Raw genomic sequence first — 24,475 nt, 5'->3', positions numbered from 1 at the left:
GTTATTGATCTCTGAAACCGGTTTCATTTTATTGTGCGTTAAACGGCTGGCGACCGGTTCAAGGGTTGTCAGCCGGTAAAGTGTCAGGTAGTCAGGGGTTGTGTAGAGCCGCGGACGATCAACTGCGGGGCAAAGTTCAGCGCCCGAGCAGCCGACTTGTCGCCGCTCAGGCGCTTCAACAGGCAGTCAAATGCACTGGCACCCATCTGTTGCGTAGGCTGGGCCAGGGCAGTGATGCCGCTGCCAACCAGCGGGAACCACTCCAGGTCATCGAGGGCAATCAGGCCCACGTCTGCAAACAACTGGCAGTTCAACTCGCGCAGCACCTGGGTGCAGGCCAGCGCGGCGAGGCCGTTGGCGCAAAACAGAGCCTTGGGGCCGTGGCCCGGGGTGTGCAGGAAAGTCTGGATATCAGCGTGCAGTGCCGAGCCGGTTTTCACCACGGTTCCGCGCAGGGCGGGGCGTGCGGCCAGCTGGCTGGTAAAACTGTGGATGCGCTCGATCCGCGAACTGGTGCCGTCGACCGGCTCGCTGACCATCAGCAAGTCGCGATAACCCTGCTGCTCAAGATGCTCAAGGGCCATGCGCACCGCATCAGCGTTATCGAGGCCGACCAGATCGGTGTGCAGTTGCTCGACTTTACGGTCAATCAGCACGATGGGCATTTCCTGATGCAGCTCAAGCAGCGCGTCAGGGTCATGGCCAAGGGTGTTAAGGATCAGGCCTTCGATATTGTAGGAGCGCAGGGCTGCCAGATGCTGACGCTCTTGCTCGTCATTGCGGTCGGTGTTGCACACCACCAGGTTGTAACCGTGCAGACGGCAGGCGGTTTCTACGCCATGCATGACCGCAATCGAATAGGGGTTGCGAATATCGGCCACCAGCATCCCGATCAGCCGCGTACGTCCGCGTTTCAAGCCACGGGCCATTTGATTGGGGCGATAGCCCAGGTCATTGATCGCACGCTCGATACGCTCGGCAATGGCTTCGGAGAGCAAGGCGCGGTCTTCGCCAATAAAGCGCGACACGCTGGCCTTGGACACACCGGCCCGCTGGGCAACATCGAGCATGGTTACGCGGGTGCGCTGGGCTGCTGAAAAACTGTTCACGGCCTGAAACCTTTTATTTGAGTTATCGCAGGCGGTTTCGCGTGAGGGCGCTGAAACCGGTTTCATGGGAACTCAAATAGCCTGCTCTCGTCAAGTGTCACACGCATGGTTTTTTGCCATCGCTGTAACGTCAGGTTCATAAACTGGCTTCATGATGAAGGTTTTGGTGGGCGCGGTAGACCTGACTATTGATGGCGCGCAATTGAACCGGATCCTGGAGTAAGTCACCTCGCAAGGCCTGGATGCACAAGATCAACAAGACACGGAGTCGAGCATGATATTCCTTGAACACCCGGTGCACCACGGTGCCCCCCATGACCGAGAACACCTTGAGTTGCCAGCAGCGCTATTGGCCCCGGCAGCCGTGGACCCCGATGTGGCCAGTTACTTTCTGGCATGTGCACGCTCGGGTTGCTTCACCCAAGCCGCACGCAGCCTGAATATCAAGACCACGCTGCTGCGTAAGCGCCTGGCCGAGCTGGAAGAGCAGGTACACGGCTCACTGTTCAATCATCAGGGCAAGGCGTTGGTACTCAGCGAAGCAGGCCAGCAGCTACAGGCGCAACTGATCGCTCAGGACCGGCGCTTGCCGCAGATCGAGCAACCGCTGATCCGCTTGGCCGTGGCCGAACCGATCCTGCACGACATTCTCGGTCGCGACTTGATTGCCTTGCTGCGGCGCAATGCCAGCGTGCGGCTGGACATTATCTCCCTCGATGGCCAGCAATCATTGCAAGGCGTAGAGGCCGACCTGGTGTTGTGGCTGTCGGACGTCGACTCGCCAGGGCCCGGCCCCAGCTTTCGCATCCAGCCAGCGAGACCGCTGGCTCGCCTGCATTACCTGCCCCATATCGCCAAACGCTATTCACGCTCGATCACCCGCCCGGAGAACCTGGAAGACCTGATCGACTACATGCTGGTGCAGTGGCGTCCCGACCAGCAGATCGAAGCCCTGCGCCCCTGGAACAACCTGGTGCAACAGCGGCTGAGTTCGGTGGTACACGTGCACGACTACTCATTGATGCTGGAAACCATCCGCTGCGGCGGCTGCATCGGCCTGCTGCCGCACTATATGAGTCACTTCGACCGCGAACTGATCGCCTTGCCAGGGTTGTTGCCTGATAGCCTGCAGCGGGGGGCATGGATGGCAGTGAATGCAGATGTGCGCTATCCAAAGGAGGTGCAGATGCTGGTGGACTTGATTGTCAGTACGTTTGAGGGGCGCAAGGATTGGTTTGCCGGTTAGATTCGACCTTGCTAGCAAAACTCGTGCCCCCTGAACTTCATCAGTAACTCTGTGGCATCTCGCCCCGTGCCAGTCGTGCGTTGATATCTTCGACCACGCCCGGCAACTCGCAAATGGTGTCGATCAGGTAATGGGGGCGTGAACCCTCGAACATTTGGCTGATGCGGGCACGCTCTTCAGCCAGTTTTTGCTCCGGTAGATCCCTGTACTGTTCGTAGGTCAGGCCAAGGGCGTTGCCCGAGCAGGTGAGGGCGACTGTCCACATTCCCGCACTGCGGCCCTCAAGGATACCGGGCCAGGTGTCATCGACCTTGACGCATGCGGCGACGTCGCTCACCCCAAGGGCGATCACGTTGGCCAGCGCCTGGGCCGGGTGTGGGCGGCCGTTGGGAACTTCGTCGGTGGCGACCACATGGTCGGCTACGTAGCCATTGGCCCTGGCCAGTTCCACGACCTTGGCCATGACCACTGCCGGATATCCCGAGCAAGAGCCGATTTTCAGACCCTGGTCGCGCAATGCAGCGATGGCATCCAGGGCGCCAGGGATAAGGGCTGAATGCAGGGCGATTTTCTCGATCTGCAGGGGCATAAAGCGTTCATAGAGCGCGGTGACGTCAGCATCACTGGGCAGGCGGTCGAAGACCGCGCGATAACGTTCGGCGATCTGCGGTTGATTGCACAGGGTGCGAATGTGGTCCCACTTGCCCATCCCCATCGGACCACGGGCTTCTTCGAGGCTCACGGCTACGCCGAACTCGGCAAAGGCTTCGACAAAAATCTGGGTGGGAGCGAAGGAGCCGAAATCGACTACGGTGCCAGCCCAGTCCAGAACGACTGCTTGCAGACGGGTCGGTTGTTGGTAATTCATGGTCAATCTCCAGTGTTGATGGGTTCAAGGGGTTTTGTGTTCAGGGTTCAGGCGTCTATTGCACGGCGCTGGTGTCAAACAGCTCGGCGATCATCGGGCGATTTCTGCGTATGCCCAGGCAGCACAGGTGGTAGTCGATAAACAGTGGGTGATCGACAAAGGTGATGGGGACTGTGCCCGGGGTTTCTGCATACTCGACGGCCGACACAAAGCCGATGCCGATGCCCCGTGCGATGGCATGCACAATCGCTTCGCGGCTGTTGAGTTGCATCACGCAGTTGAGCGCGACGCCCTGGCGCTTGCAGCTTTCTTCCACCAATTGCCGGGTGCGCGAGCTTTGTTCGCGCATTACCCAGCGTTCATGGCTGATTTCAGTAAAGTGAACCTCGGCCTGACGGGCCCAAGGATGGTCATCGCGCACCACGGCAATAATCGGATAGCGCCGATACAGCTGGGTATGAAAGCGCTCATCGAACTCGGACAGCGCGAGGATTGCGACATCGATATCGAAGTTGAACAGCCGTGCCAGGGTCTCGCGTTCCGTGGAGAACGAGGTCTCCAGTTCGATATCCGGATGGCGCTGCATCAATGCGTAAGTCATGTTCATCGCAATGGGCGGCGAGACCGCTCCCAGGCGCAACATCCCGGTCTTGCGCTGTTTGAAGCTTTGCAGCAGTTGCACCGCTTCATCTTCCTGGCCGAACAGGCCCTGGGTGATGACATAGAGTTGATGCCCGGCCGAACTCATTTCTATAAAGCGCCCGCGACGGTGGAACAGCTCCACGGAAAACTTTTTCTCCAGCGCGTTGACCTGCTCGCTGACGGTTGGCTGACCGACGCACAGGTACTCAGCCGCGAGAGTAAAACTGCCGGTCTTGGCCACCGCGTGAAAGGAGCGTAACCACTTGTGGTACTGGTACATAAAAGCTTCCTGTTGCCGGGCTGTCGGGTTAATTCAAGCAGCTAAATGACATGTTCAGCGCCTGATAAACAACGCGACCGCGGCGCTGCACAGGCACGCAGTGGTCACTACGACGAAAATCAATGAGGTATTGCCCGTGCTATCAAGCATGCTGCCGATCAGGGGTTCTGCCAGGCCGGCAAACAGGTAAGACGAAAAGTTCATCACTCCGGTGGCGGTGCCCGCGCGTTTGGCACCCACCAGATCGGGACACAGGGCCCAAAAACTGGAAGCCGGGCCGTAGACGAAGAAACCGCAGAGGAACAGCGCTACCAGGCCGATTGCGCTATGGGGCGGCAGGACCCACATCCACAAGCTGGTAGCAGCGCCCAAGACCATATAGAGCATGATCGCCAGGTAGCGTTTGGAGCCGAACAGCTTGTCCGAGACCCAGCCATTGCTCAGCGCACCGATGGCCATGCCGACCGGCAAGGCAACGGTGATCCACTTGGGATCGACCATGCTGTCACCGCTTTTCCAGTCAGCACCCAGAAAATGCACCGGCACCCACACGATCAGGCCATAGCGAGCGGCGTTCTGAAATCCCAGGGACACGGCGGCTATGATCAGGCGAAAGTTCTTCAATACTGCGGAGTAACGCTGCAACGAGGTTTCGACTTCACCCTGCGCCACTTCATGGTTTTTATCGTCGGCATTAGCCACGCCGGTGTCACCCAGAGGCTCAAAGCCCAGGTCCTGGGGGCGCTCACGGGCAACCAGATAAAAAATGATGCCGCCTGCCAGCATCAGCAATACGGGCAAGCGGAAGATCCAGCGCCATTCCAGTTGCAGCACTTCGAGCACAACGATGGACGTGATATACGAAAGTACCGACGCGCAACCGGCGGCGAACACATAAAAGCCGTAGACCTTGCCGCGTTCGCCGGCACTCCACCAATTGGAAATCAGGCGACTGCCCGGTGCCCAGCCCAGCGCCTGAAAGTAGCCGTTAATGCCCCAAGGCAGGATCAAGCTGGTAAAACCGCTGGCAAAACTGGTGACCCAGTTGGCGGCGCATGACAATACGGCGCCCAAGGTCATGATGCGCCGCCCACCGAATTTATCAGCCAAGTTGCCGTTGATAGCCTGGCCTACGGCGTAAGACCAAAGCATCGCGGCAGAAATCCAGCCCAGGGTCTCTTTGGTCAAGCCAAATTCTGCCTGGATGCCGGGAATGGCGAAGCCGAAGGTCTGGCGGCCAGTGTAGAAAAACAGATAACAGAACATGGCGGCCAGCAGCATGCGCCACTGAGCCACGCGAAACGATGGACTGGGGACGGCGAGATCAGACAGGGTTTGGGCACGATTCATGATCTTTTCCTTATTATTGTTCGTCCCCTTGGGCCAAGGTCCAAGGGTGGCACTCTGTATGGGAGCAGCAGGAAATTACCGTGGGGCGGCTACGCAGCTTGTGAACCGATAAAGTTTTTGCCGCGTGCGCCCTGCATGGCGAACTGGACCAGTTTCTCGGCCTCGACCGCCGTCACCCCGTAATCGGTGAATTCGGTTTTCACGTCGAGGTTGTGCAGGAACTCTCGCAGCTGGCGCTGGGCATGGTGCACGTCAGTGCCAAACACTCGCTGCAGGGTCCGGTCGCGTGCTGCGTCGTGCCCCCATGCCATGCCCAGCACCAGCGGCAAGGTGAACGAGCAGGCAATGCCATGGGGCAAGCCGTAGCGCAGGGTCATTTCATAAGAAATAGAGTGGGCCAGCGCGGTCTTGGTATTGGAAAACGCCATCCCGGCCTTGAGCGCGGCAAGGGCCATGCGCGAACGAAGTTCCGGGTTGCACAGGTCGTGGCGCAGCAGCGGCAGGCATTCGAGGATGTCTTCGATGGCAGCAACGGCAAAGGTGTCTGAAACCGCGTTGCCGTTGATATTCCAGATCGATTCCAGGGCATGGGACAACGCATCCAGCCCCGTCGAAACCGTCACTGAAGCCGGCACAGTGAGCATTAATTGCGGGTCGATAATGGCCACCTTGGGCCAGGTACAGTCCAGGTGCAGGGAGTATTTTTTCTGGCTGAGTGAATCCCAGATGGTCGCCCAGGGCGTTACTTCGCTGCCGGTGCCTGCGGTGGTAGGCGCCGCGATAAGAACTTTGCTGCGAGCCGGGGTAAAGGGTTGGCCGGTTGCCAACAACGTCAGCAACTCATCGAAGCTGCCGGTTTCGGTGCCGACGATCAGAGCCTTGGCCGTATCGATCGCGCTGCCACCGCCCACGGCGACCACCACCTCGCAGTCACCGGCTTCGCGCCAGAAACGCTCGTAAGTGTTACGCAGTTGCGCCACGTCCGGGTTGGGCTGCACGTCTTCGATCACATACACCAGGCGCTCGCCCAGCAAGTCCTCGATACGCTGCACCAACCCCAGCGCCCGCGCCTCGGGAAACGTCACCAGGGCAACGCTCTGGTGTTCGGTGATATCGGCAAGTTCCAGCAAGCTGCCCCAGCCGAAGCGGGTTTCAACCGGGTTGTAGAATCGGGATGTCATGGTGGGTCCTTTTTTTGTTGTTGTCGCAGGTGGCCCCATACTCGGGGGCAAGCGAAAACAGCTCAAATCGATAAATCGCAGGTTTGAATCGGCTCAGCCGATACAAGGACGGCCGTTAATGGCTCGAACCACGCTGAATGGCACTACGCAGTCGGCTCGACGCGGCATCGGCGATGATCACCATGACCGTAATGACGATGATGCAGGTGGCGGTTTCCTGATACTTGAACAGCTTGAGGCTGCTCACCAGCTCAAATCCCAACCCGCCAGCACCCACCATGCCCAGCACGGTTGCCGAACGCAGATTAACCTCGAAGCGGTAGAGCACCACGGCGATCCAGGCGGTGATGACCTGAGGCAGCACGCCAAACACAATCACTTGCAGAGGTCGGGCACCGGTTGCCTGTAGCGCCTCGATGGGCCCCTGGTCGATTTCCTCGATGCTTTCGGCAAAAAACTTGCCGAGCATGCCCAGGCCATGCAGCGCCAAAGCCAGAACCCCGGGAAACGGTCCAAGGCCGACAGCCGAGACGAAAATCAGCGCCAGGATCAACTCATTGATGCTGCGGGTAAAATTAAGGAACTGGCGTGTCGCGTGAAACACCAGGCGGTTGCGGCTCAGGTTGCGGGCCGCCAGAAATGACAACGGGATAGCCAGCAAAACACCGAGCAGCGTGCCCCAGATTGCGATTTGCAGGGTCTCAACCGCTGGCGCCAGCAACCGCGGCAGAATGCTCAGATCCGGTGGCACGGTACGGGCCAGAAAGTCGCCGATTTGCGGCAAACCGTCGGCCAGCTCGCCGATACTCAGTTGCGCGCCCTGAGCGCTCCAGTGCAGGGTCATGATCACCGCCAGGGCAATCGCCCCGGTGCTCAGCCAACTGCGCGTGCCACGGGGCAGGTCCACGGTCCAGTGATAGTTATGCGGTTTCATCTTCAGCCCCTCAGTTCAGCGCAGTAGCTCATGGCAGGCAAGGGGGCAGTGCAGGTTGCTTGCTGCCCCGGATAGATACGCTGCAAGTCGGCCTCGCTCAGGCCTTCGGCGCTGCCGTCATACACCAGACTGCCGTGAGCCAGCCCCACAATCCGGTCACCGAACTCGCGGGCATAATCGACCTGATGCAAATTGCACAGCACGGTGATACCCAGTTCACGGCTGGCGTCGCGCAGGTATTGCAGCACCAGGCTGGCTGTCTTTGGATCGAGGCTCGCGACCGGCTCATCAGCGAGAATTACCTTGGGTCGTTGCGCCAATGCGCGGGCGATGCCCACCCGCTGCATCTGCCCACCGGACAGCGAATCAGTACGCTGATGGGCCTTGTGATCGAGTTCGACACGGGCCAGGCATTGCATGGCCAACTCGATATCGTCACGGCGAAACAGTTGCAGCACCGATGCCAGGGTCGAAACAGCGCCAAGACGCCCGGTCAGCACGTTTTTCAACACGCTCAGGCGCGGCACTACATTGTGGTGCTGGAAAATCATCGCCACCTGCTGGCGCAGGAGTCGCGGGTCGCTGCAGCCCAGCGCGTCGATACCCGCCACTTCAAGGGTGCCGGAGTCGGCCTGAGCCAAGCGGTTGATGCAACGCAGCAGGGTGGATTTACCTGCACCGGACTGGCCCAGAATCACCACGAATTCGCCTGCGCCCACTTGCAGATCGATACCGCGCAACACCGGGTTGCTACCGAACTGCTTGGTCAGATTACCGATGCGGATCATTTCATGCTCCGCAAGTCGAGGTTAAGCACCTTGGCCGTGTCGCGAACCACGTCATAGGCCGAGTCCGTGGTGGGCTGAAAGCCATCCAGAACGCCCTGGTCACCCCACGGCACATCCTTGATCGAGGCCAGGGCCGCAGCGACTTTGAGCTTGAGCGCCGGGTCCAGCTTTTTGCGCCAGACCATCGGCGACTCAGGAATTGGCCGCGAACTCCATACCACTTGAAAATCGTCCTGCTTGATCATTTGCTTGGCCGCGGCGCTGCTGAAAATACGATCGGCCACTGCAGCGGCATCCACCTTGTGGTTTTCTACCGCGAGGATGCTGGCGTCATGCGAGCCGGAGAAAATTACCCGTGAGAACAGCGTGCCAGGATCGAAACCCGCCTGTTCCAGTCCTGCTTTGGGGAACAGATGGCCCGACGCCGAGCTTGGATCGACAAATGCAAAAGTGCGCCCCTTGAGGTCAGCCAGTTCGCGAATTCCACTGTCCTTTCTCGCCAGAATCACGCTGTGGTAAGCGCTTTGTCCGGTCTTTTTGGTAACCGCCACCGCAAAGGCCTCGACATCGGCCACGGATGTCGCCAGCACATAGGAGAAAGGCCCCAGGTATGCCACGTCGAGCTTGCCTGAGCGCAACGCTTCGATGATGCCGTTGTAGTCGGTTGCGACATAAGGCACGACCGGCATCCCCAGAGTGCTTTCAAGACGACTCAACACCTGCTTGCTGGCTTCGATCATGGCCTGTGAGTCTTCGGACGGAATCAGGCCGATGGTCAATTTATCACTGGCACAAACTTGGCCAACTGTGCCGATGGCGAGAAGCGAAAGGCTGGCGACACGCAGAAATCGAGAGAGGGTTTTCATGGCATTCCAGGAGGTCTGATGGAGTTGCCACAGGCTAGGAATGTCACGTGACAGTCATGTGATCAATTCAATATGGGTTTAAGCAGTTAACTATTGATGGAGTCTATGGATGTCGACCTCGCGGATGCGCGCTTTTCTCGCAGTGGCCCGCCACGCCAGCTTCAGTGCTGGCGCCAGAGCGCTGGGGCTCAGCCAGCCGACGCTGACGACCCAGGTGCAAGGGCTTGAACGCGAGCACAATGTCGAGCTTTTCCACCGCCGTGGCCGGCGCATCGAGTTATCCGATGTGGGCCGCCAACTGCTGCCGATTGCCCAGGCCATGGCCGCCCTCGACCTGGAAGCGCATAACCTGTTGCGTGACTCCGGTCGGCTTGACAGTGGCCAATTGAAGCTGGGGGCCGTGGGACCGTTTCATGTGATCGAAATGGTCGACGGCTACCACCAGCTTTATCCGCGTATTGATGTATCGATACGGGTCGGCAACTCGGCGCAAGTGCTGGCGGACCTTGAAAACTACACCACCGACATTGCCGTGCTGGCCGGTCTGCACAACGACCCGGCACTGTGCTCCGTACGCTATGCGCGACACGCGATTGTGTTGTTTGCCCACCATAAGCACCCGCTGGCGCGTTATGAGAGCGTGCCGTTACAGGCACTCGAAGGCCAGGCCATGTTGCAGCGCGAGCGTGGCTCGACCACGCGCCTGGTTATGGAGCGGGCTTTGAGCGAAGCCGCTGTCGAACCGCGAATTGCCATGGAAATCGGCAGCCGGGAAGCCTTGCGTGAAGCCGTGGTGCGCGGCATCGGTCTGGGTGTGGTATCCGAAGCCGAGTTTATCCCCGACCCACGGATTCGCATGATACGTATCGAGGGCGAGCCGCTCTTCACCGAAACGTACCTGTACTGCCTGACAGAACGCCGGGCCAGCCGGTTGATTTCTTCTTTTTTTGACAGCGTTCAGGGAGCAGCGAGGGCCGGGTAGAACAGGGTGCAGGTCTTTGCGGACATCGGGTAGGATCACTCAGAGTTGCAATGGACCCTTTCGATCACAGGACGCGACATTTATGCCAACCGCTTTTTCTCCAGTTAGCGAACGTTTGCACAATCGCCGATTTATCGTCGCGGGCAACACCCAGGGGCTATCCGGTGCAGGCACGGTTTTTCATTACCTTGTTGAGGAACATGCTATTTCGGGCACTTACCAGGGCGGCCGGATTCGCACGGGCAATCAAGTCGGCCGGGTAACGGGCCCCGATTCCATTGAACTGCTTTTCCAGTGTTTGACCCTGGACGGCGAGCTTCTCTGTGGCTGGTCCCGTGGCACTGTAGGTGTTGATCAGGCAGGCCGTACCACCCTGAATTTCGTATGGGGCTGGTTATCGGGCGCAACGGGTGGTGGAGAGTCAAGCTACGTAGAGCTTGGCGCGTAACGGGCATTTTTTGAAATGGACCTCAGGGGCAGGCGATGAAATTTCAACACAGGCCAGTACAGGCTGATGATATCAGGACGATTTGTGGCTTTCCTCTTGGTGAGCGGGAACTGTTTTTCATGTTCCCAAAAGCGCAATACCCTCTGACTGAAGCCCAGTTGTCGGGGGCCATTGCTCAGCGTTTCGACTCGACGGTTGTCGAAAGCGGGGGCAGGGTAGTTGGTTTCGCTAACTTTTATCGGGCTGACACGGGCGGGGTTTGCTGTATCGGCAATGTCATCGTCGCCAAGGAGGCGCGAGGTCAAGGTGTGGCGAGCTTTCTTGTGGAGACCATGACTGCCCTGGCGTTCGAACGTCATGACGCGACAGAAGTGCAGTTATCGTGCTTCAACGAAAATACGGCAGGTTTGCTGCTTTATCCAAAATTGGGCTTTGTGCCCTTTGCTGTCGAAGAACGAGCCAGCTGGGAGGGTGGGAGAACAGCACTCATTCACATGACTCGCCGCAGAGCGGGCCAGTCATAAAACTCTCGACCGTGCCCGCAGGTGATACCTGCAACGCTGGAAAGGGTACTCTTTGCCCTTTTCAGTGGCTCAAGCATTGTGACTGACGGACAGTTGCGGCTCATGGCTGACTGGAAAGTTGACCGAGCGTGCGATAAAGCATTTTTCGTGTGCGGCAGAGTGCAGTGCACGCGCTTTCTCGATGTCAGCGCCTGAAGCCAGAACCACTTTGGGTCTTAATACAACTGAGGTGAACTGACCCGCGCCATCGCTTTGCTCGACCATTGCTCCTTGTGCATTGTCCTCGTAGGCCAACACGACAATTGAGGCTTCGGCACACAGCCCCAGGTACCACAATTTATGGCATGCGGATAAGGATGCAACCAGCAGTTCCTCCGGGTTCCAGCGTGTTGGATCGCCCCGAAAGGAAGGGTCGGATGAGCCGTCGATAGGTGTTTTGTCGGCTGCCCGGATTACATGTGCCCGGCTATAACCGCGATAAGAAGATGTCCCTGTGCCCTGATTGCCAGTCCAGCTTACCTGGACTTCGTAGCGGTGCATTTTGTCTGCCATTCGATCATTCCTTGGGGGCTGAATCCAGCGGTTTGCGGCAAGTCAGCCTATATCAAACGGGCGCTACCACGCAGTAAATACTGCAGTGCTTTTGTAGCCGCTTCGCTCTTCAGCGCCTACGCAGGGTGCGTCTGCTCGGTCTGGTGCGAGGTGCCAATAAACATGTACATCGCCGGGACCATCAGCAGCGTCAGCAGGGTGCCGATCGACAGCCCGGCAAAGATCACCAGGCCCATGTCATGACGCCCCGCAGCGCCTGCACCAGAGGCCCAAACCAATGGCACCACGCCCAATACCATCGCCGCCGTGGTCATCAGGATCGGGCGCAGACGAACGCCGGCTGCCTCTTCAATCGCCTCGCGCTTGCTGCGATCTGCGCGCTGCAACTCGTTGGCAAACTGCACGATCAGAATCCCATGCTTGGTGATCAGCCCCAGCAGCGTCACCAGCCCGACCTGGGTGTACACGTTGATCGAGGCGAATCCCATGGTGATAAAGGCCAGCGCACCAAACAGGGCCGGAGGTACCGAGAACAGAATCACTACCGGGTCGCGGAAACTCTCGAACTGGAAGGCCAGAGCCAGGTAGACGATAAGAATCGAGAACAGCAGTAAACCGACGAACCCGCCTGATTCCTGCATGAACTGGCGCGATTCACCCGAGAAGTCTGATGTGTAACCCGATGGCGCAACGTTGCTCAGAATCGTATTCAACTTCGCCAGCAGTTCGCCCTGGGCCACGCCACTGACGCCTGAAAGGGTCGCCGAGTTGAGTTGCTGGAAGTGGTTGATCGATTCCGGCTGCGTCGAGGTCTCGATATGCGCCACCGTGCGCGCCGGAATCATGGATCCGGATGGCGTGCGAATGTAGTAATCGAGAATTTGTTCCGGGTTCAGGCGGTCAACCTGCAACACCTGGGGAATGACTTTGTACGAGCGCCCGGCTGTCGAGAAGTAGTTCACGTAGTTGCCACCCAGTGCGGCTGAAAGAGCAGCACCGACGTCTGCCTGGGTCATGCCCAGTGCGGCGATTTTTTCCCGGTCAACCACCAGCCTGGCTTGTGGCTTGTCCAGTTTCAAATCCATGTCGGAGAACCAGAACAGCTGTTGTTTCTGCGCCTCGGCCATTACCGCTTGAGCGACTTCGTTGAGGTTTTCCACCGAATCGGTGGTAGTGATCACAAATTGCACCGGCAAACCCTGAGCGCCCGGCAGTGATGGCAGCGGGAAGGCCGCGATGGTTGCGCCCGGCACCTGATTCCACTTCTGCTGCAGATCTTTCACCACATCGGCTTGTGAACGCGTGCGCTGGCTCCAGGGCTTGAGCAGCACCCCACCCAGCCCCTGGTTGAGTGCGGGCAGCCCGGTCAACTGGAACATCTGGGCATATTCGGGTTCTTTGTTGGCTATCTGGAAAGCCTGGTCGGCAATGCGCTCCATCTGTTGGGGCGATGCCGTCGGCGGGCCTTTGATTTGCATGAATACCAGGCCTTGGTCCTCGGTCGGGGACAGCTCGCTTTTAGCGGTCATGCCGCTGGCGGCGACCAGCAGGAACAACACGAAGCCGAATGTCACCAGCACCGGCCAGACATCCAGACCGGCTGACAGCACGCGACGGTAGCGCCCCCGCAGCCAATCAAAGTACTGATCGAGCCGGCGGGCGAAGCGACCTTCTTCCTGCCCGGACTTGAACAGGCGTGAGGTCATCATCGGCGAGAGGGTCAACGCCACCACGGCCGATACGGTCACGGCACCGGCCAGGGAGAAACAGAACTCCTTGAACAGAGCTCCCGTGAGACCGCTGCGCAACCCGATGGGCACGTACGCGGCAATCAGCACCACAGTCATCGCAACAATCGGACCACCCAGTTCCCGCGCCGCGATCAGCGCGGCTTCCATCACACCTTTTCCTTCCTCCTTGATATGGCGGTCGACGTTTTCAACCACAATAATCGCGTCGTCCACCACCAAGCCTATTGCGAGCACCAGGGCGAGCAAGGTCAGCAGGTTGATGGAGTAACCCAGCAGGTACATGACGAAGAATGTCCCGACCAGGGACAGCGGTATCGCCACCAAGGGCACAATCACCGCCCGGAACGAGCCGAGGAACAGGTAGATGACCACCGACACAATGATCATCGCTTCTGCCAGGGTCTTCACCACCTCAACAATCGAGGTGTTGATGAACTCCGTGGAGTCATAAACGATTTCACCGCGCACCCCTGCGGGTAACTGCGATTGCAGCTCGGGGAATGCGTTGCGCACACTGGTGGCGACGGTCAGGATGTTCGCATTGGGTGCCGCTTTGATACCGATAAACACCGAGCGCTTGCCGGAAAACGCCACGCTGCTGTCGTAGCTTTCTGCGCCCAGGGTGACGTTCGCCACATCCTCCAGGTAGACCAGTGCATCGCCTTTTTGCTTGATCACCAGTCGCTTGAATTCATCCACCGTGTGCAAGTCGGTCCCGGCCGTCAGATCAATCGTGACCATTTGACCTCGGGTCGAGCCCACGGCAGACAAGTAGTTATTGTTTGCCAGAGCTGTGGACACGTCCTGCGCCGTCACGTTATGCGCTGCCAGTTTGTCCGGGTCCAGCCAGGCGCGCAGGGCAAACTGACGCCCGCCAAGAATTTCTGCGGTCTGCACGCCCTGGATCGAGTCCAGCTTGGGCTTGACCACCCGCACCAGGTAATCGGTGATGTTATTGGTGGGCAGTGTGTCGCTGTAGAAACCCAGGTACATGGCGTCCGTGGTCTGTCCGACTGCGACCGACAGCACTGGTTCCTGGGCCTGTGCCGGTAGCTGGTTCTTCACCGAGTTGACCTGGGTATTGATTTCGGTGAGTGCCTTGCTGGCGTCGTAGTTGAGCCGCAGCGTTGCGGTAATGGTCGATACGCCGGTGATACTCGACGAGGACAGGTAGTCGATGCCCTGGGCTTGTGCGATGGCCGATTCAAGCGGCTGGGTAATAAAGCCCGCAACCGTGGCAGCGTCAGCACCGTAGTAAGCGGTAGTGATGGTGACGACGGTATTTTCAGTCCGTGGCCATTGGTTTACCGGCAATTCAAAGATCGAGCGCAGCCCCAGGATCAAGATGAACAGCGAGACGACCACGGCCCAGACCGGTCGCTGAATAAAGGTATCGGTAAATTTCATGGGACACCTTTAGTGTTCTTGTGGGGTCGGTGCGGGGTCGTTCAGCGGGGCGGCGTTGTTATTGATCTGCACCGGCGAGCCGTTTTTGAGCTTCATCTGGCCGCTGGTGATCAACAGGTCGCCTTCCTTCACGCCGGACAGGATGGCGACCTGGTCGCCACGGGTAGGCCCGGTCTTGATGAAGGCTTGTTGCGCCGTCAGCACTTCTTCACCCTTGTCGTTGGTGTGCGGTGTGGCGATAAAAACCGTGGTGCCGTAAGGGTTGTAGGTGACCGACGTCTGCGGAGCGGTGAGGTAGCGCTGTGGCGTACCGGACTCGACGATGGCCCGGGCAAACATTCCGGGCACCAGGCTTTGTTTGGGATTCTCGACGTTCGCTTCTACGGTGACGTTGCGCGTGGTTGAGTCGAACTGAGTGTCGATGGTGCTGATTCGCCCCGTGAAGGTTTGATTGGAGAGGCCATCAGCGGTCACCGCGACCTTTTGGCCAATGGCAATTTCCTCCAGCTGGGTCTGTGGCACGGTGAAGTCGATGTAGATCGGATCAAAGGTTTGCAGCGTGGCTATTTTGTCGCCGGGGTTAAGGTATTGACCGGGGTTGACGCTGGTAATCCCGATACGTCCGGCAAACGGTGCGCGAATGGTTTTTTTCGCTACTAACGCCCGTTGTTGTTCCGCAGCGGCGAGCTTGGCCTTCAGGTCGGCGCTGTCAGTGTCAACTTGGGCTTGCGACACGGCGTTCACCGCGAGTTGGGCCTTGTCGCGCTTGAGGACGATGACTGCCAGGTCGGCAGTGGCCTCAAGCGAGTGCAGTAGCGCGATGTCCGAGTCGGCGTTCAACTGCACGAGCAGCGTCTGTGCCGCAACTTCTTGTCCGGGCTTGAAGCCGATGGTGCGCACAATGCCGCCCACTTCGGTGGTTACATCAACCCCTCTTACTGCCTTCATCGATCCCACGGCAGAGACACTGGGTTGCCAGTCGTCGAACGGCACGTGCATGGCCGTCACCACGGAGGCGGGCAAGGGCACCTTCGACTGTGCGATCAGCGCTGAAATCTGGGTGAATTTGACCCCGGCAATGATCGCCACAATCACCAGTACCACTCCGACCATGATCAGCATCGGCCGCCACAACCGACGTTTACGTGGCCCGCCCGGTGCGCTGGGCTCGGGTGGCAGGGGAGAGGCAGTCTTGACGTCAGCCATGGGGTGTTCTCACTGTTTCAATCGTTCAATTCAGTCCAGCCGCGCTGCATTGGCAGGTGCAGCCTTTTTGTTGGCAGGCGGCATGATCTCTTGCCAAGACGGCAGGCCGAAGCGATCGGGACTGCCAGCCGTGGCAGGGTCCACGTCAGCGCGATTCCACCAGCCGCCACCCAGTGCCTGGAACAGGGCGGTGGTATCGCTGTATCGAGCAGCCTGGGCCTTGACGCGCGCAAGCACGGTGTTCTGGTAGGTTTGTTGGGCCGTGAGCAGGTTGATGTAAGCCACCGCCCCGAGTCGGAACTGTGCTCGTACCAGGCCGAGGTTAGCTTGCGCTGAACGTTCAGCCACCACCTGCTGGTTGAGCGCATCAGCGTCGGCTTCAAGCGCTCGCAGTGCATTGGCCACATCCTGGAATGCGGTAATCACCGTGCCGCGGTACTGGGCCGCCGACTCGTCATAAGCGGCCACGGCTGCGCGTTTACGATGCTCGAGTGCGCCGGCATCAAATATTGGCTGGGCAATCGACCCGGCGAGGCTCCAGACGCCACTGCCTGCCGAGAACAACCTGGTTCCGCTGGCCACGGTAGAGCCCAATGATCCGGTGATACTGAACTGTGGCAGCTGGTTGGCGACAGCCACGCCAATATTGGCGCTGGCCTGATGCAGTTGAGCTTGCGCAGAACGCACATCCGGCCGCTGGCCGACGATTGCCGAGGGGAGACTGAGTGGCAGTTGTTCCGGCAAGTGCAAAGAAGCCAGGTTGAAACGCTCGTCCTGATCCTGATTGGGAAACCGCCCAAGGTAGGCCATCAACTGATTGCGGGTCTGCGCCAATTGCTTTTGCAGGGGCGGCAAGGTGGCGCGTGTTTGTGCCAGCGCGGTCTCCTGCGTGAGGACGTCAGTATCGCCAATCGCGCCCAGTCGCCGCTGCGCGTGCAGAAGGTCGAGCTGGTCGCTCTGCAGCCGGATGATTTCTTCGGTGGCTGCCACCTGATCGCGTACAGACGCCAGGCTGACCGCGGTATTGACCACGTTGGAGGTCAATGTGAGGTACGTCGCCTCCAGTTGGAAACGCTCGTACTCGGCTTGCGCCGTAGAAGATTCGATTTGCCGCCGGGTGCCGCCAAACACGTCCGGGGCATAGGAAATGCTCAGCGACGCAGAGTTCAGCGTGAGAATGGATGACGACGGTGCCCCTGTCGTGCCCCCCGATATTTTCTCGCGGGTTTTCGACACATTGCCGGTTATGGAAGGGAACAGCGACGCTTGGTCGGCATAAACCAGTTCGTTAGCCTGGCGCAATGCCGCTTGTGCGGCGCTGACATTCGGGTTGGCGTGCATCGCTTCTGCCACCAGGGCATTGAGTGCCGGTGAGCGGAACAACGTCCACCACTGCCCAAGGATATCCATCCCGGCAATCAGCTGTTGTGCCGCGCCGCCAGCGTCGACATCAGCCTGGGCGGTGGTGGTGAGCTGCTTTCGGGAATAGTCGGCATTTGCGGCCACATCAGGGCGAACAAAGTCGGGCCCCACGGTACAACCCGCGAGGGCAATGCACAGCAGACTCAACGGCGCCAGAAAATGTGACTGTCGAAAAATCGCGCAGATGTGCATCACCTGTCGCGAACCCGATGCACACTGGCGAGGCAGCTCTTTCATAATCACTCTGATTAATCAGTGGGTTAACTACTTTGATGAGCGATGCGCGCGCGTGCACCAAGCCGCCCCCTGAAACAGCAGCGGATGACTGGATCCAAGTCACGATGAACAGATGGGATAAACGTTAATTCAAGAGTGGCGCAACCGCCAATAGAGGAAATCTTTATCGAACGATATTGAGCGAGGTTTCTTGCTATGTTGCAGAGGAACAACTCAGTGTCGAAACAGCGCCCAAGTTATCGATGTGGCAGCCTGTGCAGCAGGCATGGGGCCTATCATGATATTCGCGTTTTTCGGCGTTGCACGTATTCAAAAACCGGTGGTCGTACATAGTCAGTGCAATGCAGTACATCCAGCATAAGCCCAAGGCAGATCGCGTTGCCAAAGGCCAAACCGCAGCAATGAGGGCTATGACATGAAAGTTCTGATGGTTCTAACGTCCCACGATCAACTGGGGGACACGGGCTTGAAAACAGGATTCTGGCTTGAAGAGTTCGCAGCGCCTTACTACGTCTTCAAGGATGCCGGGGCCGAGGTGGTGTTGGCGTCGCCAGCGGGTGGTCAGCCACCGCTGGACCCAAAGAGTGAACTGCCGGATTTCCAGACTGACATGACCCATCGATTTAACGCTGATCCTGCCGCACAGCAGGCCTTGGCGACCGCCGTCAAGCTGGATACGGTGAGCGCTAAAGACTTTGACGCCGTGTTCTACCCGGGTGGGCATGGCCCTCTGTGGGATCTGGCCGAGTCGAAGACGTCTATCCACCTGATCGAATCCTTCGAGCGCTCTGGCAAGCCCATTGGTTTTGTCTGCCACGCACCGGGAGCGCTACGTCATGTGAAGGCCGCGGACGGCGCACCGCTGGTTAAAGGGCGCCGGGTCACCGGTTTCACCAATGGTGAGGAAGCGGCAGTAGAACTGACCGATGTCGTGCCATTTTTGATCGAGGATGAGTTCCAGAGCCTGGGTGGGCATTATGAAAAAGGGCCGGACTGGGCCCCCTTCGTGATTGAAGATGGCAAGCTGATCACCGGTCAGAACCCGGCGAGTTCTGAAGGTGTTGCCAAAGCACTGGTCGCCCAACTGAAGTAACCACTGACAGCGTCCGGGCTTGTAGAGCAGTCCGGGCGCCGCGGGTGTCCCCCCTCATTAAAGAGAGCCGTCATGATCACACTTCACCACCTCAACGCGTCCCGATCGCTGCGTATACTTTGGTTGCTTGAAGAAATTGGCGAGCCTTACACCCTGATCCGCTATCAGCGCGATCCGGTCACTCGTCTCGCACCGGCCTCGCTGAAAAACATTCATCCGCTGGGCAAGTCACCGGTGATTGAATTTGACGGGCAGGTGCTCGTTGAGTCAGGCGCCATTGTCGAATACCTGATCCGCCGGTTCGCGCCCCAGCTGGAGCCCGCGTTCAATTCACCGGATTATCTTCAGTACCTGCAATGGATTCACTTTGCGGAAAGTTCGGCGATGGTGCCGGTGCTACTCAAGCTATTTACCCAGTTTGAGATCAACGCCGGGACTCAATTGAAATTCCTCGACGGCTACACCCAGACCGAGTTTGAGAAGGTCCTGGGGTTTCTGGACAGTACGCTTGCGAACAGATCCTTTATCGTGGGGGATACATTGTCAGGGGCTGATTTCATGCTGGCTTTTGTCGCCATCACGGTGATCGAGCAGATGAGGGCAGGGGTGCAATATCCTCATGTGCAGGCTTACCTGCAACGTCTGGCTGGACTGGACAGCTGGAAGCGAGCATTAAAGCTGGAGAACTCGCCGCAAGCATAGTTGAGCCATACGCACCCCGGTGAGATGAGCTCCATAGCCTGGGTAGAATTGCCGCTAACAACGCGGCAATTTCCCGGTCAACTTATCTGTAGCGTTCAAGCCAGTGAGCGTAGGGCGCAGGGAGCGTCCAGGAAGCCTTTTCAACCCCCAACTCTTTGGCTGCAAAGTACGGCCAGTGCGGATCAGCCAAGTGAGCCCGGCCCACTGACACCAGGTCCAGCTGGCGAGATTCGATAGCGGCTTGTGCCAGTTGCGGAGTACCAAAGCCCCATGCAGAAGTCACCGGCAGGCCCGACTCGCGACGCACGCGCTCGGCGATAGGGCCCAGAAAGGCGGGACCCCAAGGAATATTGGTCTGCGCGATAGTGAAGCCTACACTGACGCTCAACAGGTCAAGCCCGCCGTCCTTGAAGCGCCGCGCCAATTCAATCGATTCAACCAGCGTTTGCTCATCACGCCCGTCATACTCGATCACCCCGAAACGAGCCGTCAGTGGCAGGTTCTCTGGCCAAACTTCACGCACGGCTGCCAACGTCTCAAGCAGGAACCGACTACGGTTTTCAAAGCTGCCGCCATACTCGTCGGTGCGCTGATTGGAGTGTTCCGAGAAGAAGCTTTGACCCAGATACCCGTGTGCGAAGTGCAGCTCGATCCATTCAAAACCGGCGTCACGGGCCCGGCGTGCAGCATCGACGAAGTCCTGGCGCACCCGGGCAATGTCTTCCAGGGTCATTTCCTGGGGGACTTTCGGCAGATTGCCGCCGAACGCGATGGGAGAGGGGGCGATGGTCTTCCAGCCATTTGGATTGCCATCCGCGATGTGATCATCGCCTTCCCAAGGACGGTTAGCGCTGGCCTTGCGTCCGGCATGGGCTATCTGAATGCCAGGCACAGAACCGGCAGCCTTGATCGCTTTTACCATGGGCACGAACGCCTGGGCATGGGCATCGCTCCAGATGCCGGCGCAGCCTGGCGTGATACGCCCTTCGGGAGATACGGCTGTTGCCTCGACTACAACCAGACCGGCGCCGCCCCTTGCCAAACTGGCCAGGTGGACCAAGTGCCAATCGTTGACCATGCCGTCATCGGCCATGTACTGACACATCGGCGGAATGGCGATACGGTTTCTTAAGGTGACGTCCTTCAACGTGTACGGTTCGAATAGTGCAGACATGTCATGGCTCCTGGAAAGTTTGTTTCGCTTGTTCGATAGTATTCGAAATATGGCATTCATTGAAAGCGTTCGTTATCATCGCCACATGCGCACCTTCAAACATCCAGTTCCATCCGATTTCATCCTCGAGCGTTTGCTTTACGCCCTGAGCGACCCTGTTCGTTTCGAGATTGTCCGGTATCTTGCGGGCGTCGCTGAAGCATCGTGCGGCGAGCTGGACGGCGGTCGCCCCAAGTCCAGCATGTCCCATCACTTTCGAGTCTTGCGCGACGCCGGGCTTGTTCACACGCGAAATATCGGTACTACGCACATGAACTCGCTGCGGTCGGAGGAGCTCAATCTGCGTTTCCCGGGCTTGCTGGATTGCATTCTTTCCCAGGCCTGAGTTACTGACGACGCATCATCAGCAGTGCAACGATGACAGCGAGTGCGGCGATCAGGGTGGCGATAATGCCGATCGAGCCCAGACCATAGTGACCGATGCCGACCCCACCAAGGATTGCGCCCAGGCCGATGCCGGCGTTGGCTGCCGATATATTCAGGGTCGCAGCCAAGGCCTGAGATTGCTCACCGGCCTGCATCACTCGCACCTGACACACCACGAATAGCGCGGTGTAACCGATACCCCACGCCACCAACGCAACGGTCAACCAAAGGTGATGAGGTGCAAGCGGTACGGCCGCCAGCATCCCGGCACCGGCCAGCACCAGAAACACCACCATGGCAGCCAGCGGTTTGCGGTCTACCATACTGCCGCCCAAGTGGTTACCAACCATGCCGATCGCGCCGAAGCCCATCAGCCACCAGCCCACCTGGCCAGCAGGAATGCCGCCGAGTCGTTCAAGGATGTCTGCAAGGTAGGTATAGGCGGTGAACAGAGCGGTAAAGCTCAGGACCGACAGCAGCAAGTGAGCCAGAAAACGTGGTTGGCGCAAGATTGCCGTCTGTTTCTGGTCAGGGTGCGATTTTTCGGTGACCGGCAGCTTTGGCATCACCAGATGCATCAGGATGCCAATCAGCAGGGAGACGGCTGCCAGGATCCAGAAGCTGCCGCGCCAGCCCACCGTGTCAGCTGCCAAGGTACCCAGCGGCACACCAAACACCAGTGCGGCGGTAATGCCCAAGTAAACGCGGCCTACAGCTTTACCCGACTGCCCAGGCCCTGCGAGTTGGCCTGCAGTCTCGCTGGCCGTGCCCCAGAAAACCGGTAACGCCAGGGCAGGGATAAATCGAGCCACAGCCAGCACCCAGATATTGCTGGACACCGCTGCCAGAACGTTGGATGCCGCGAACACCATGAGAATGATGGTGAACAGCTTTTTGCGCTCGACATGCGCCAGCCTGGCCGTGAGTACGGGCCCGAATAACATTACGGTAAAGGCAAACAGCGTAACGACCTGACCAGCCAGGGCGATAGAGATATTCAGGTCTCGTGACAGGGCTGGTAGCAGGCCGACGATCAGGAACTCGGTGGTCACGATAATAAAGGCTGCGACCGCCATAATCAGAATCTGAAGTCCTGAACGTGATGTTTCGGCAGGGGCCAATGTGGCACTTGCCGCAGATGAGGACTGCATGTCGCTTAACTCCAGAATAGGTTTTGATATAGCCTATTGGAGAAACTGAGCTTGATCTTTGCTGAATTCTACTGAGTGAGTGGAATTTAATTCATTAATTGGAGTGGTGATGTTTTCGTCTGAACGCCTTAAGGGTATTGATGTTTTTGTTATCGTTGCCGATCTGGGCAGCTTTACGGCGGCCGCTGGCCGCCTGAACCTGACCAACTCTGCCGTCAGCAAGAGCATTGCCCGACTCGAAGGGCGGCTCGGCACCCGTTTGTTTCAGCGCACCACGCGTCGCTTGTCACTGACCGACGCGGGAGAAACCTTCTACCGTACGTGTACGGCGGTGCTTTCGGATCTGGAAGAGGTTGAAATAGCGCTGACTTCGACCCAGACCGAACCTCAGGGCAAGGTGCGTATTGACCTGCCAGCTTCTTATGGAAGGCTTCATGTCCTGCCGCTAATTCTGGATTTCATGAAGCTGCACCCACGGCTGTCACCGCATGTGTCGTTCTCGGATCGGTACGTCGACCCGGTCCACGAAGGTATTGATATTGTTGTCAGGATCGGCGGCTCGGATGCGTGGCCTGCCTCTATAGGGCACCGGTTTTTCGGCACGCCGAAGCTGGTTTTTTGCGCATCACCCGATTATCTGCTCCGTTACGGGCAACCCCAGTCGGAGTCGGACCTGGATGCACACCTGTGCGTGGGTTATGGGCAGAACGACGGGATGGCGATCCCCTGGTATTTCAAAGGCCGTCAGCAGGGTGATAAGGAGCGCAGGATCATGCACCCCCATATTGCCGTGGGGGACGGTGAAGGAGAGGTGATGGCAGTATTGGCCGGGCTTGGCATCGCCCAACTGCCTACCTGGCTGGTGCAAGCGCATTTGAACACGGGAGCGCTGGTGGAGGTTTTGCCTCATCTGGCCACGGAAGGCCTTCCGATGAATTTGGTATGGCTAAAGAGCCGCGAAGCGCTGCCAAAAGTCAGTGCTTTAATCGAATATCTGGGGGCTAATCTGACTCCAGCAGGGCGTCGCTGAGAGAAAGAGCGGGTTTAAGGTTAAAGTGCTCGCTGATGTCTGTTCATAAGGACCTTGCACTCGATTCGCGTAGTCGCACCAAGCGGTTCCAGCAAACGAACAGGGCAAAAAAACGCAAAACAATCGATATTTGAAGAATGAATCGTCCGCTGTTTGTTTCTCTAGATGGGCCCAAAGGAACCGGCAAAACCACACTGTTGGAGGCCGTTACGAAAGCACTGAGGGCCGATAACAAAAAAGTGATCCGGCTTTGCGAGAAAAAAAGCGACCCCGGCAGGGCTGAAACGATGACCCTCGTTAACGCATTCGCCAGAAATCCCACCCGGGATTTAGAGTTAAGGGTGTGTGAACGCTTTGCTGATAGCCGTGCCTGGATTTCCCGGCACGTGCTTACTAAACAACCCCCCGATAGCATCATCCTGATCGATCGCTGGTATCCGTCTGATGCCGCTTTTCGCCGGATACTCCCGTTCGCAGAAATTCTGCAATTGAACATTGAACGAAATGTGCGAGTGCCCGACCTGCATGTCGGGGTTGTCACCGCACCTGAACTTTCATGGGCGAGGGCGGCAGCGCGGCGACGGGGGCTAAGCAGTACGGTGATCCATAAGCTGGAAGAACATGTCGCCTGTACCCAGGCGTTCGAGCAAGCGAGTGCAGATCACGGCTGGGTTGTATGCCGTAATGAAGGGACCATCGAAGACGCGACGATGCAGGTTGTTTCCGAGATTTACAGGGCCCTGCGTTGAGCCCCGGGAGTTGGCTTCCACGCGAGGTGTTTATCACGAGATTGGTCACGCGACACTAGCCTGGTTGCCTCAGCTGTTCTGTCTTCGCCCCCTCGCGGCACTTATATAAAGCTCTCCCGGAGTGACAATTTCAGGCTGTATCCGGATGGTTGAGCGTGCCCCGCTAAACTTTAAATAAACAGTTGTTTGATTTTCTAACCCCTCTGGCACGGTCCTCTCAGGATAGTCCTGAGGGTTTATTCTAGCTTGCATAGAGATCATACCATCATCACAGTATACAATTGGAAAGGGTCGTGTTAGAAATTTGCCTAAGCCATCGCTTGATCACGAGCCAGGCCTAAGGTCGGATCGCTGCTT

General features: G+C 58.2%; 23 protein-coding genes. 9 read left to right on the top strand and 14 right to left on the bottom strand.

Annotated features, from left to right (window positions below; genetic code table 11):
• Window positions 1-83: 83 nt before the first annotated feature.
• Window positions 84-1,109, bottom strand: a complete 1,026-nt coding sequence (locus V6L79_RS15820; protein ID WP_338579149.1) for a LacI family DNA-binding transcriptional regulator — start codon at window positions 1,107-1,109, stop codon at window positions 84-86.
• A gap of 274 nt (window positions 1,110-1,383) precedes the next feature.
• On the opposite strand from V6L79_RS15820, the gene V6L79_RS15815 reads away from it, so the two are divergent.
• A complete protein-coding gene (locus V6L79_RS15815; protein WP_338579148.1) occupies window positions 1,384-2,355 on the top strand; it encodes a LysR family transcriptional regulator in 972 nt (323 codons plus the stop codon).
• Window positions 2,356-2,395: 40 nt separating this feature from the next.
• Here V6L79_RS15815 and phnX read toward each other — a convergent pair whose 3' ends face one another.
• The 7 genes from phnX to V6L79_RS15780 all read right to left on the bottom strand — a co-directional run bounded on the left by phnX (window position 2,396) and on the right by V6L79_RS15780 (window position 9,264).
• Window positions 2,396-3,223: a phosphonoacetaldehyde hydrolase gene (gene phnX / locus V6L79_RS15810; RefSeq protein WP_261738327.1), complete on the bottom strand. Its 828-nt coding sequence runs from the start codon at window positions 3,221-3,223 to the stop codon at window positions 2,396-2,398.
• Between the two features lie 55 nt (window positions 3,224-3,278).
• Complete coding sequence (locus tag V6L79_RS15805; RefSeq protein ID WP_261738326.1) at window positions 3,279-4,145, bottom strand: LysR substrate-binding domain-containing protein; 867 nt, start codon at window positions 4,143-4,145, stop codon at window positions 3,279-3,281.
• A gap of 54 nt (window positions 4,146-4,199) precedes the next feature.
• Window positions 4,200-5,495, bottom strand: coding sequence for an MFS transporter (locus V6L79_RS15800; RefSeq protein ID WP_261738325.1), 1,296 nt, complete (start codon window positions 5,493-5,495; stop codon window positions 4,200-4,202).
• 89 nt (window positions 5,496-5,584) lie between these two features.
• Window positions 5,585-6,676 carry an iron-containing alcohol dehydrogenase PsrA gene (gene psrA / locus V6L79_RS15795; RefSeq protein WP_338579147.1) on the bottom strand — a complete coding sequence of 364 codons (1,092 nt, stop codon included), beginning with the start codon at window positions 6,674-6,676 and terminating at the stop codon, window positions 5,585-5,587.
• Between the two features lie 115 nt (window positions 6,677-6,791).
• Window positions 6,792-7,610: a phosphonate ABC transporter, permease protein PhnE gene (gene phnE / locus V6L79_RS15790; protein ID WP_261738323.1), complete on the bottom strand. Its 819-nt coding sequence runs from the start codon at window positions 7,608-7,610 to the stop codon at window positions 6,792-6,794.
• 2 nt (window positions 7,611-7,612) lie between these two features.
• Entirely contained in the window at window positions 7,613-8,398 is a 786-nt protein-coding gene (phnC, locus tag V6L79_RS15785; protein WP_338579146.1) for a phosphonate ABC transporter ATP-binding protein, read from the bottom strand.
• Window positions 8,395-9,264, bottom strand: coding sequence for a phosphate/phosphite/phosphonate ABC transporter substrate-binding protein (locus tag V6L79_RS15780; protein WP_321833179.1), 870 nt, complete (start codon window positions 9,262-9,264; stop codon window positions 8,395-8,397). Before V6L79_RS15780 ends, phnC begins: the two co-directional genes overlap by 4 nt.
• Before the next feature lie 109 nt (window positions 9,265-9,373).
• Between V6L79_RS15780 and V6L79_RS15775 the strand changes: the two genes are divergently transcribed.
• The 3 genes from V6L79_RS15775 to V6L79_RS15765 all read left to right on the top strand — a co-directional run bounded on the left by V6L79_RS15775 (window position 9,374) and on the right by V6L79_RS15765 (window position 11,218).
• Complete coding sequence (locus tag V6L79_RS15775; protein WP_321833177.1) at window positions 9,374-10,246, top strand: LysR substrate-binding domain-containing protein; 873 nt, start codon at window positions 9,374-9,376, stop codon at window positions 10,244-10,246.
• An 82-nt stretch (window positions 10,247-10,328) separates the two neighbouring features.
• Window positions 10,329-10,694: a hypothetical protein gene (locus V6L79_RS15770; protein WP_321833176.1), complete on the top strand. Its 366-nt coding sequence runs from the start codon at window positions 10,329-10,331 to the stop codon at window positions 10,692-10,694.
• A gap of 35 nt (window positions 10,695-10,729) precedes the next feature.
• Window positions 10,730-11,218 (top strand): GNAT family N-acetyltransferase, encoded by a 489-nt coding sequence (locus V6L79_RS15765; RefSeq protein ID WP_261738318.1) that lies wholly within the window; start codon window positions 10,730-10,732, stop codon window positions 11,216-11,218.
• Window positions 11,219-11,287: 69 nt separating this feature from the next.
• Here V6L79_RS15765 and V6L79_RS15760 read toward each other — a convergent pair whose 3' ends face one another.
• The 4 genes from V6L79_RS15760 to V6L79_RS15745 form a co-directional block, all read right to left on the bottom strand.
• On the bottom strand, window positions 11,288-11,770 hold the full coding sequence (locus V6L79_RS15760; protein WP_321833172.1) for an OsmC family protein: 483 nt from the start codon (window positions 11,768-11,770) through the stop codon (window positions 11,288-11,290).
• 116 nt (window positions 11,771-11,886) lie between these two features.
• Window positions 11,887-14,928: an efflux RND transporter permease subunit gene (locus V6L79_RS15755; RefSeq protein WP_338579145.1), complete on the bottom strand. Its 3,042-nt coding sequence runs from the start codon at window positions 14,926-14,928 to the stop codon at window positions 11,887-11,889.
• Between the two features lie 9 nt (window positions 14,929-14,937).
• Complete coding sequence (locus V6L79_RS15750) at window positions 14,938-16,134, bottom strand: efflux RND transporter periplasmic adaptor subunit (protein WP_338579144.1); 1,197 nt, start codon at window positions 16,132-16,134, stop codon at window positions 14,938-14,940.
• Window positions 16,135-16,164: 30 nt separating this feature from the next.
• Window positions 16,165-17,793 (bottom strand): efflux transporter outer membrane subunit, encoded by a 1,629-nt coding sequence (locus tag V6L79_RS15745; RefSeq protein ID WP_338579143.1) that lies wholly within the window; start codon window positions 17,791-17,793, stop codon window positions 16,165-16,167.
• Between the two features lie 415 nt (window positions 17,794-18,208).
• Here V6L79_RS15745 and V6L79_RS15740 point away from each other — a divergent pair, with 415 nt between their 5' ends.
• Together V6L79_RS15740 and V6L79_RS15735 are read left to right on the top strand one after the other, a co-directional pair.
• Window positions 18,209-18,886 (top strand): type 1 glutamine amidotransferase domain-containing protein, encoded by a 678-nt coding sequence (locus tag V6L79_RS15740; RefSeq protein ID WP_338579142.1) that lies wholly within the window; start codon window positions 18,209-18,211, stop codon window positions 18,884-18,886.
• A gap of 72 nt (window positions 18,887-18,958) precedes the next feature.
• A complete protein-coding gene (locus V6L79_RS15735) occupies window positions 18,959-19,588 on the top strand; it encodes a glutathione S-transferase (RefSeq protein ID WP_338579141.1) in 630 nt (209 codons plus the stop codon).
• Window positions 19,589-19,670: 82 nt separating this feature from the next.
• Here V6L79_RS15735 and V6L79_RS15730 read toward each other — a convergent pair whose 3' ends face one another.
• Window positions 19,671-20,762 carry an NADH:flavin oxidoreductase/NADH oxidase gene (locus tag V6L79_RS15730; RefSeq protein WP_338579140.1) on the bottom strand — a complete coding sequence of 364 codons (1,092 nt, stop codon included), beginning with the start codon at window positions 20,760-20,762 and terminating at the stop codon, window positions 19,671-19,673.
• A 49-nt stretch (window positions 20,763-20,811) separates the two neighbouring features.
• Here V6L79_RS15730 and V6L79_RS15725 point away from each other — a divergent pair, with 49 nt between their 5' ends.
• The gene (locus V6L79_RS15725; RefSeq protein WP_261738310.1) at window positions 20,812-21,147 is read left to right on the top strand and encodes a helix-turn-helix transcriptional regulator; all 336 of its coding nucleotides are present in this window, start codon (window positions 20,812-20,814) and stop codon (window positions 21,145-21,147) included.
• 1 nt (window position 21,148) lies between these two features.
• Here the strand turns inward: V6L79_RS15725 and V6L79_RS15720 are convergent, their stop codons facing one another.
• On the bottom strand, window positions 21,149-22,339 hold the full coding sequence (locus tag V6L79_RS15720; RefSeq protein WP_261738309.1) for an MFS transporter: 1,191 nt from the start codon (window positions 22,337-22,339) through the stop codon (window positions 21,149-21,151).
• A gap of 109 nt (window positions 22,340-22,448) precedes the next feature.
• Here V6L79_RS15720 and V6L79_RS15715 point away from each other — a divergent pair, with 109 nt between their 5' ends.
• Together V6L79_RS15715 and V6L79_RS15710 are read left to right on the top strand one after the other, a co-directional pair.
• On the top strand, window positions 22,449-23,369 hold the full coding sequence (locus V6L79_RS15715) for a LysR family transcriptional regulator (RefSeq protein ID WP_261742431.1): 921 nt from the start codon (window positions 22,449-22,451) through the stop codon (window positions 23,367-23,369).
• Between the two features lie 137 nt (window positions 23,370-23,506).
• Complete coding sequence (locus V6L79_RS15710; protein ID WP_261738308.1) at window positions 23,507-24,118, top strand: dTMP kinase; 612 nt, start codon at window positions 23,507-23,509, stop codon at window positions 24,116-24,118.
• Window positions 24,119-24,475: the final 357 nt, after the last annotated feature.

The organism is Pseudomonas sp. ML2-2023-6 (genome assembly GCF_037055265.1).
GTDB lineage: Bacteria > Pseudomonadota > Gammaproteobacteria > Pseudomonadales > Pseudomonadaceae > Aquipseudomonas > Aquipseudomonas kulmbachensis.
The sequence above is the reverse complement of the archived record's forward strand: the minus strand, read 5'-3'. Positions and strand labels throughout refer to the sequence as shown.

Coding starts and splice junctions, on each gene's coding strand:
- V6L79_RS15815 (WP_338579148.1), top strand. CDS start 1,384: ATGATATTCCTTGAACACCCGGTGCACCACGGTGCCCCCCATGACCGA.
- phnX (WP_261738327.1), bottom strand. CDS start 3,223: ATGAATTACCAACAACCGACCCGTCTGCAAGCAGTCGTTCTGGACTGG.
- V6L79_RS15805 (WP_261738326.1), bottom strand. CDS start 4,145: ATGTACCAGTACCACAAGTGGTTACGCTCCTTTCACGCGGTGGCCAAG.
- V6L79_RS15800 (WP_261738325.1), bottom strand. CDS start 5,495: ATGAATCGTGCCCAAACCCTGTCTGATCTCGCCGTCCCCAGTCCATCG.
- psrA (WP_338579147.1), bottom strand. CDS start 6,676: ATGACATCCCGATTCTACAACCCGGTTGAAACCCGCTTCGGCTGGGGC.
- phnE (WP_261738323.1), bottom strand. CDS start 7,610: ATGAAACCGCATAACTATCACTGGACCGTGGACCTGCCCCGTGGCACG.
- phnC (WP_338579146.1), bottom strand. CDS start 8,398: ATGATCCGCATCGGTAATCTGACCAAGCAGTTCGGTAGCAACCCGGTG.
- V6L79_RS15780 (WP_321833179.1), bottom strand. CDS start 9,264: ATGAAAACCCTCTCTCGATTTCTGCGTGTCGCCAGCCTTTCGCTTCTC.
- V6L79_RS15775 (WP_321833177.1), top strand. CDS start 9,374: ATGTCGACCTCGCGGATGCGCGCTTTTCTCGCAGTGGCCCGCCACGCC.
- V6L79_RS15770 (WP_321833176.1), top strand. CDS start 10,329: ATGCCAACCGCTTTTTCTCCAGTTAGCGAACGTTTGCACAATCGCCGA.
- V6L79_RS15765 (WP_261738318.1), top strand. CDS start 10,730: ATGAAATTTCAACACAGGCCAGTACAGGCTGATGATATCAGGACGATT.
- V6L79_RS15760 (WP_321833172.1), bottom strand. CDS start 11,770: ATGGCAGACAAAATGCACCGCTACGAAGTCCAGGTAAGCTGGACTGGC.
- V6L79_RS15755 (WP_338579145.1), bottom strand. CDS start 14,928: ATGAAATTTACCGATACCTTTATTCAGCGACCGGTCTGGGCCGTGGTC.
- V6L79_RS15750 (WP_338579144.1), bottom strand. CDS start 16,134: ATGGCTGACGTCAAGACTGCCTCTCCCCTGCCACCCGAGCCCAGCGCA.
- V6L79_RS15745 (WP_338579143.1), bottom strand. CDS start 17,793: ATGAAAGAGCTGCCTCGCCAGTGTGCATCGGGTTCGCGACAGGTGATG.
- V6L79_RS15740 (WP_338579142.1), top strand. CDS start 18,209: ATGAAAGTTCTGATGGTTCTAACGTCCCACGATCAACTGGGGGACACG.
- V6L79_RS15735 (WP_338579141.1), top strand. CDS start 18,959: ATGATCACACTTCACCACCTCAACGCGTCCCGATCGCTGCGTATACTT.
- V6L79_RS15730 (WP_338579140.1), bottom strand. CDS start 20,762: ATGTCTGCACTATTCGAACCGTACACGTTGAAGGACGTCACCTTAAGA.
- V6L79_RS15725 (WP_261738310.1), top strand. CDS start 20,812: ATGGCATTCATTGAAAGCGTTCGTTATCATCGCCACATGCGCACCTTC.
- V6L79_RS15720 (WP_261738309.1), bottom strand. CDS start 22,339: ATGCAGTCCTCATCTGCGGCAAGTGCCACATTGGCCCCTGCCGAAACA.
- V6L79_RS15715 (WP_261742431.1), top strand. CDS start 22,449: ATGTTTTCGTCTGAACGCCTTAAGGGTATTGATGTTTTTGTTATCGTT.
- V6L79_RS15710 (WP_261738308.1), top strand. CDS start 23,507: ATGAATCGTCCGCTGTTTGTTTCTCTAGATGGGCCCAAAGGAACCGGC.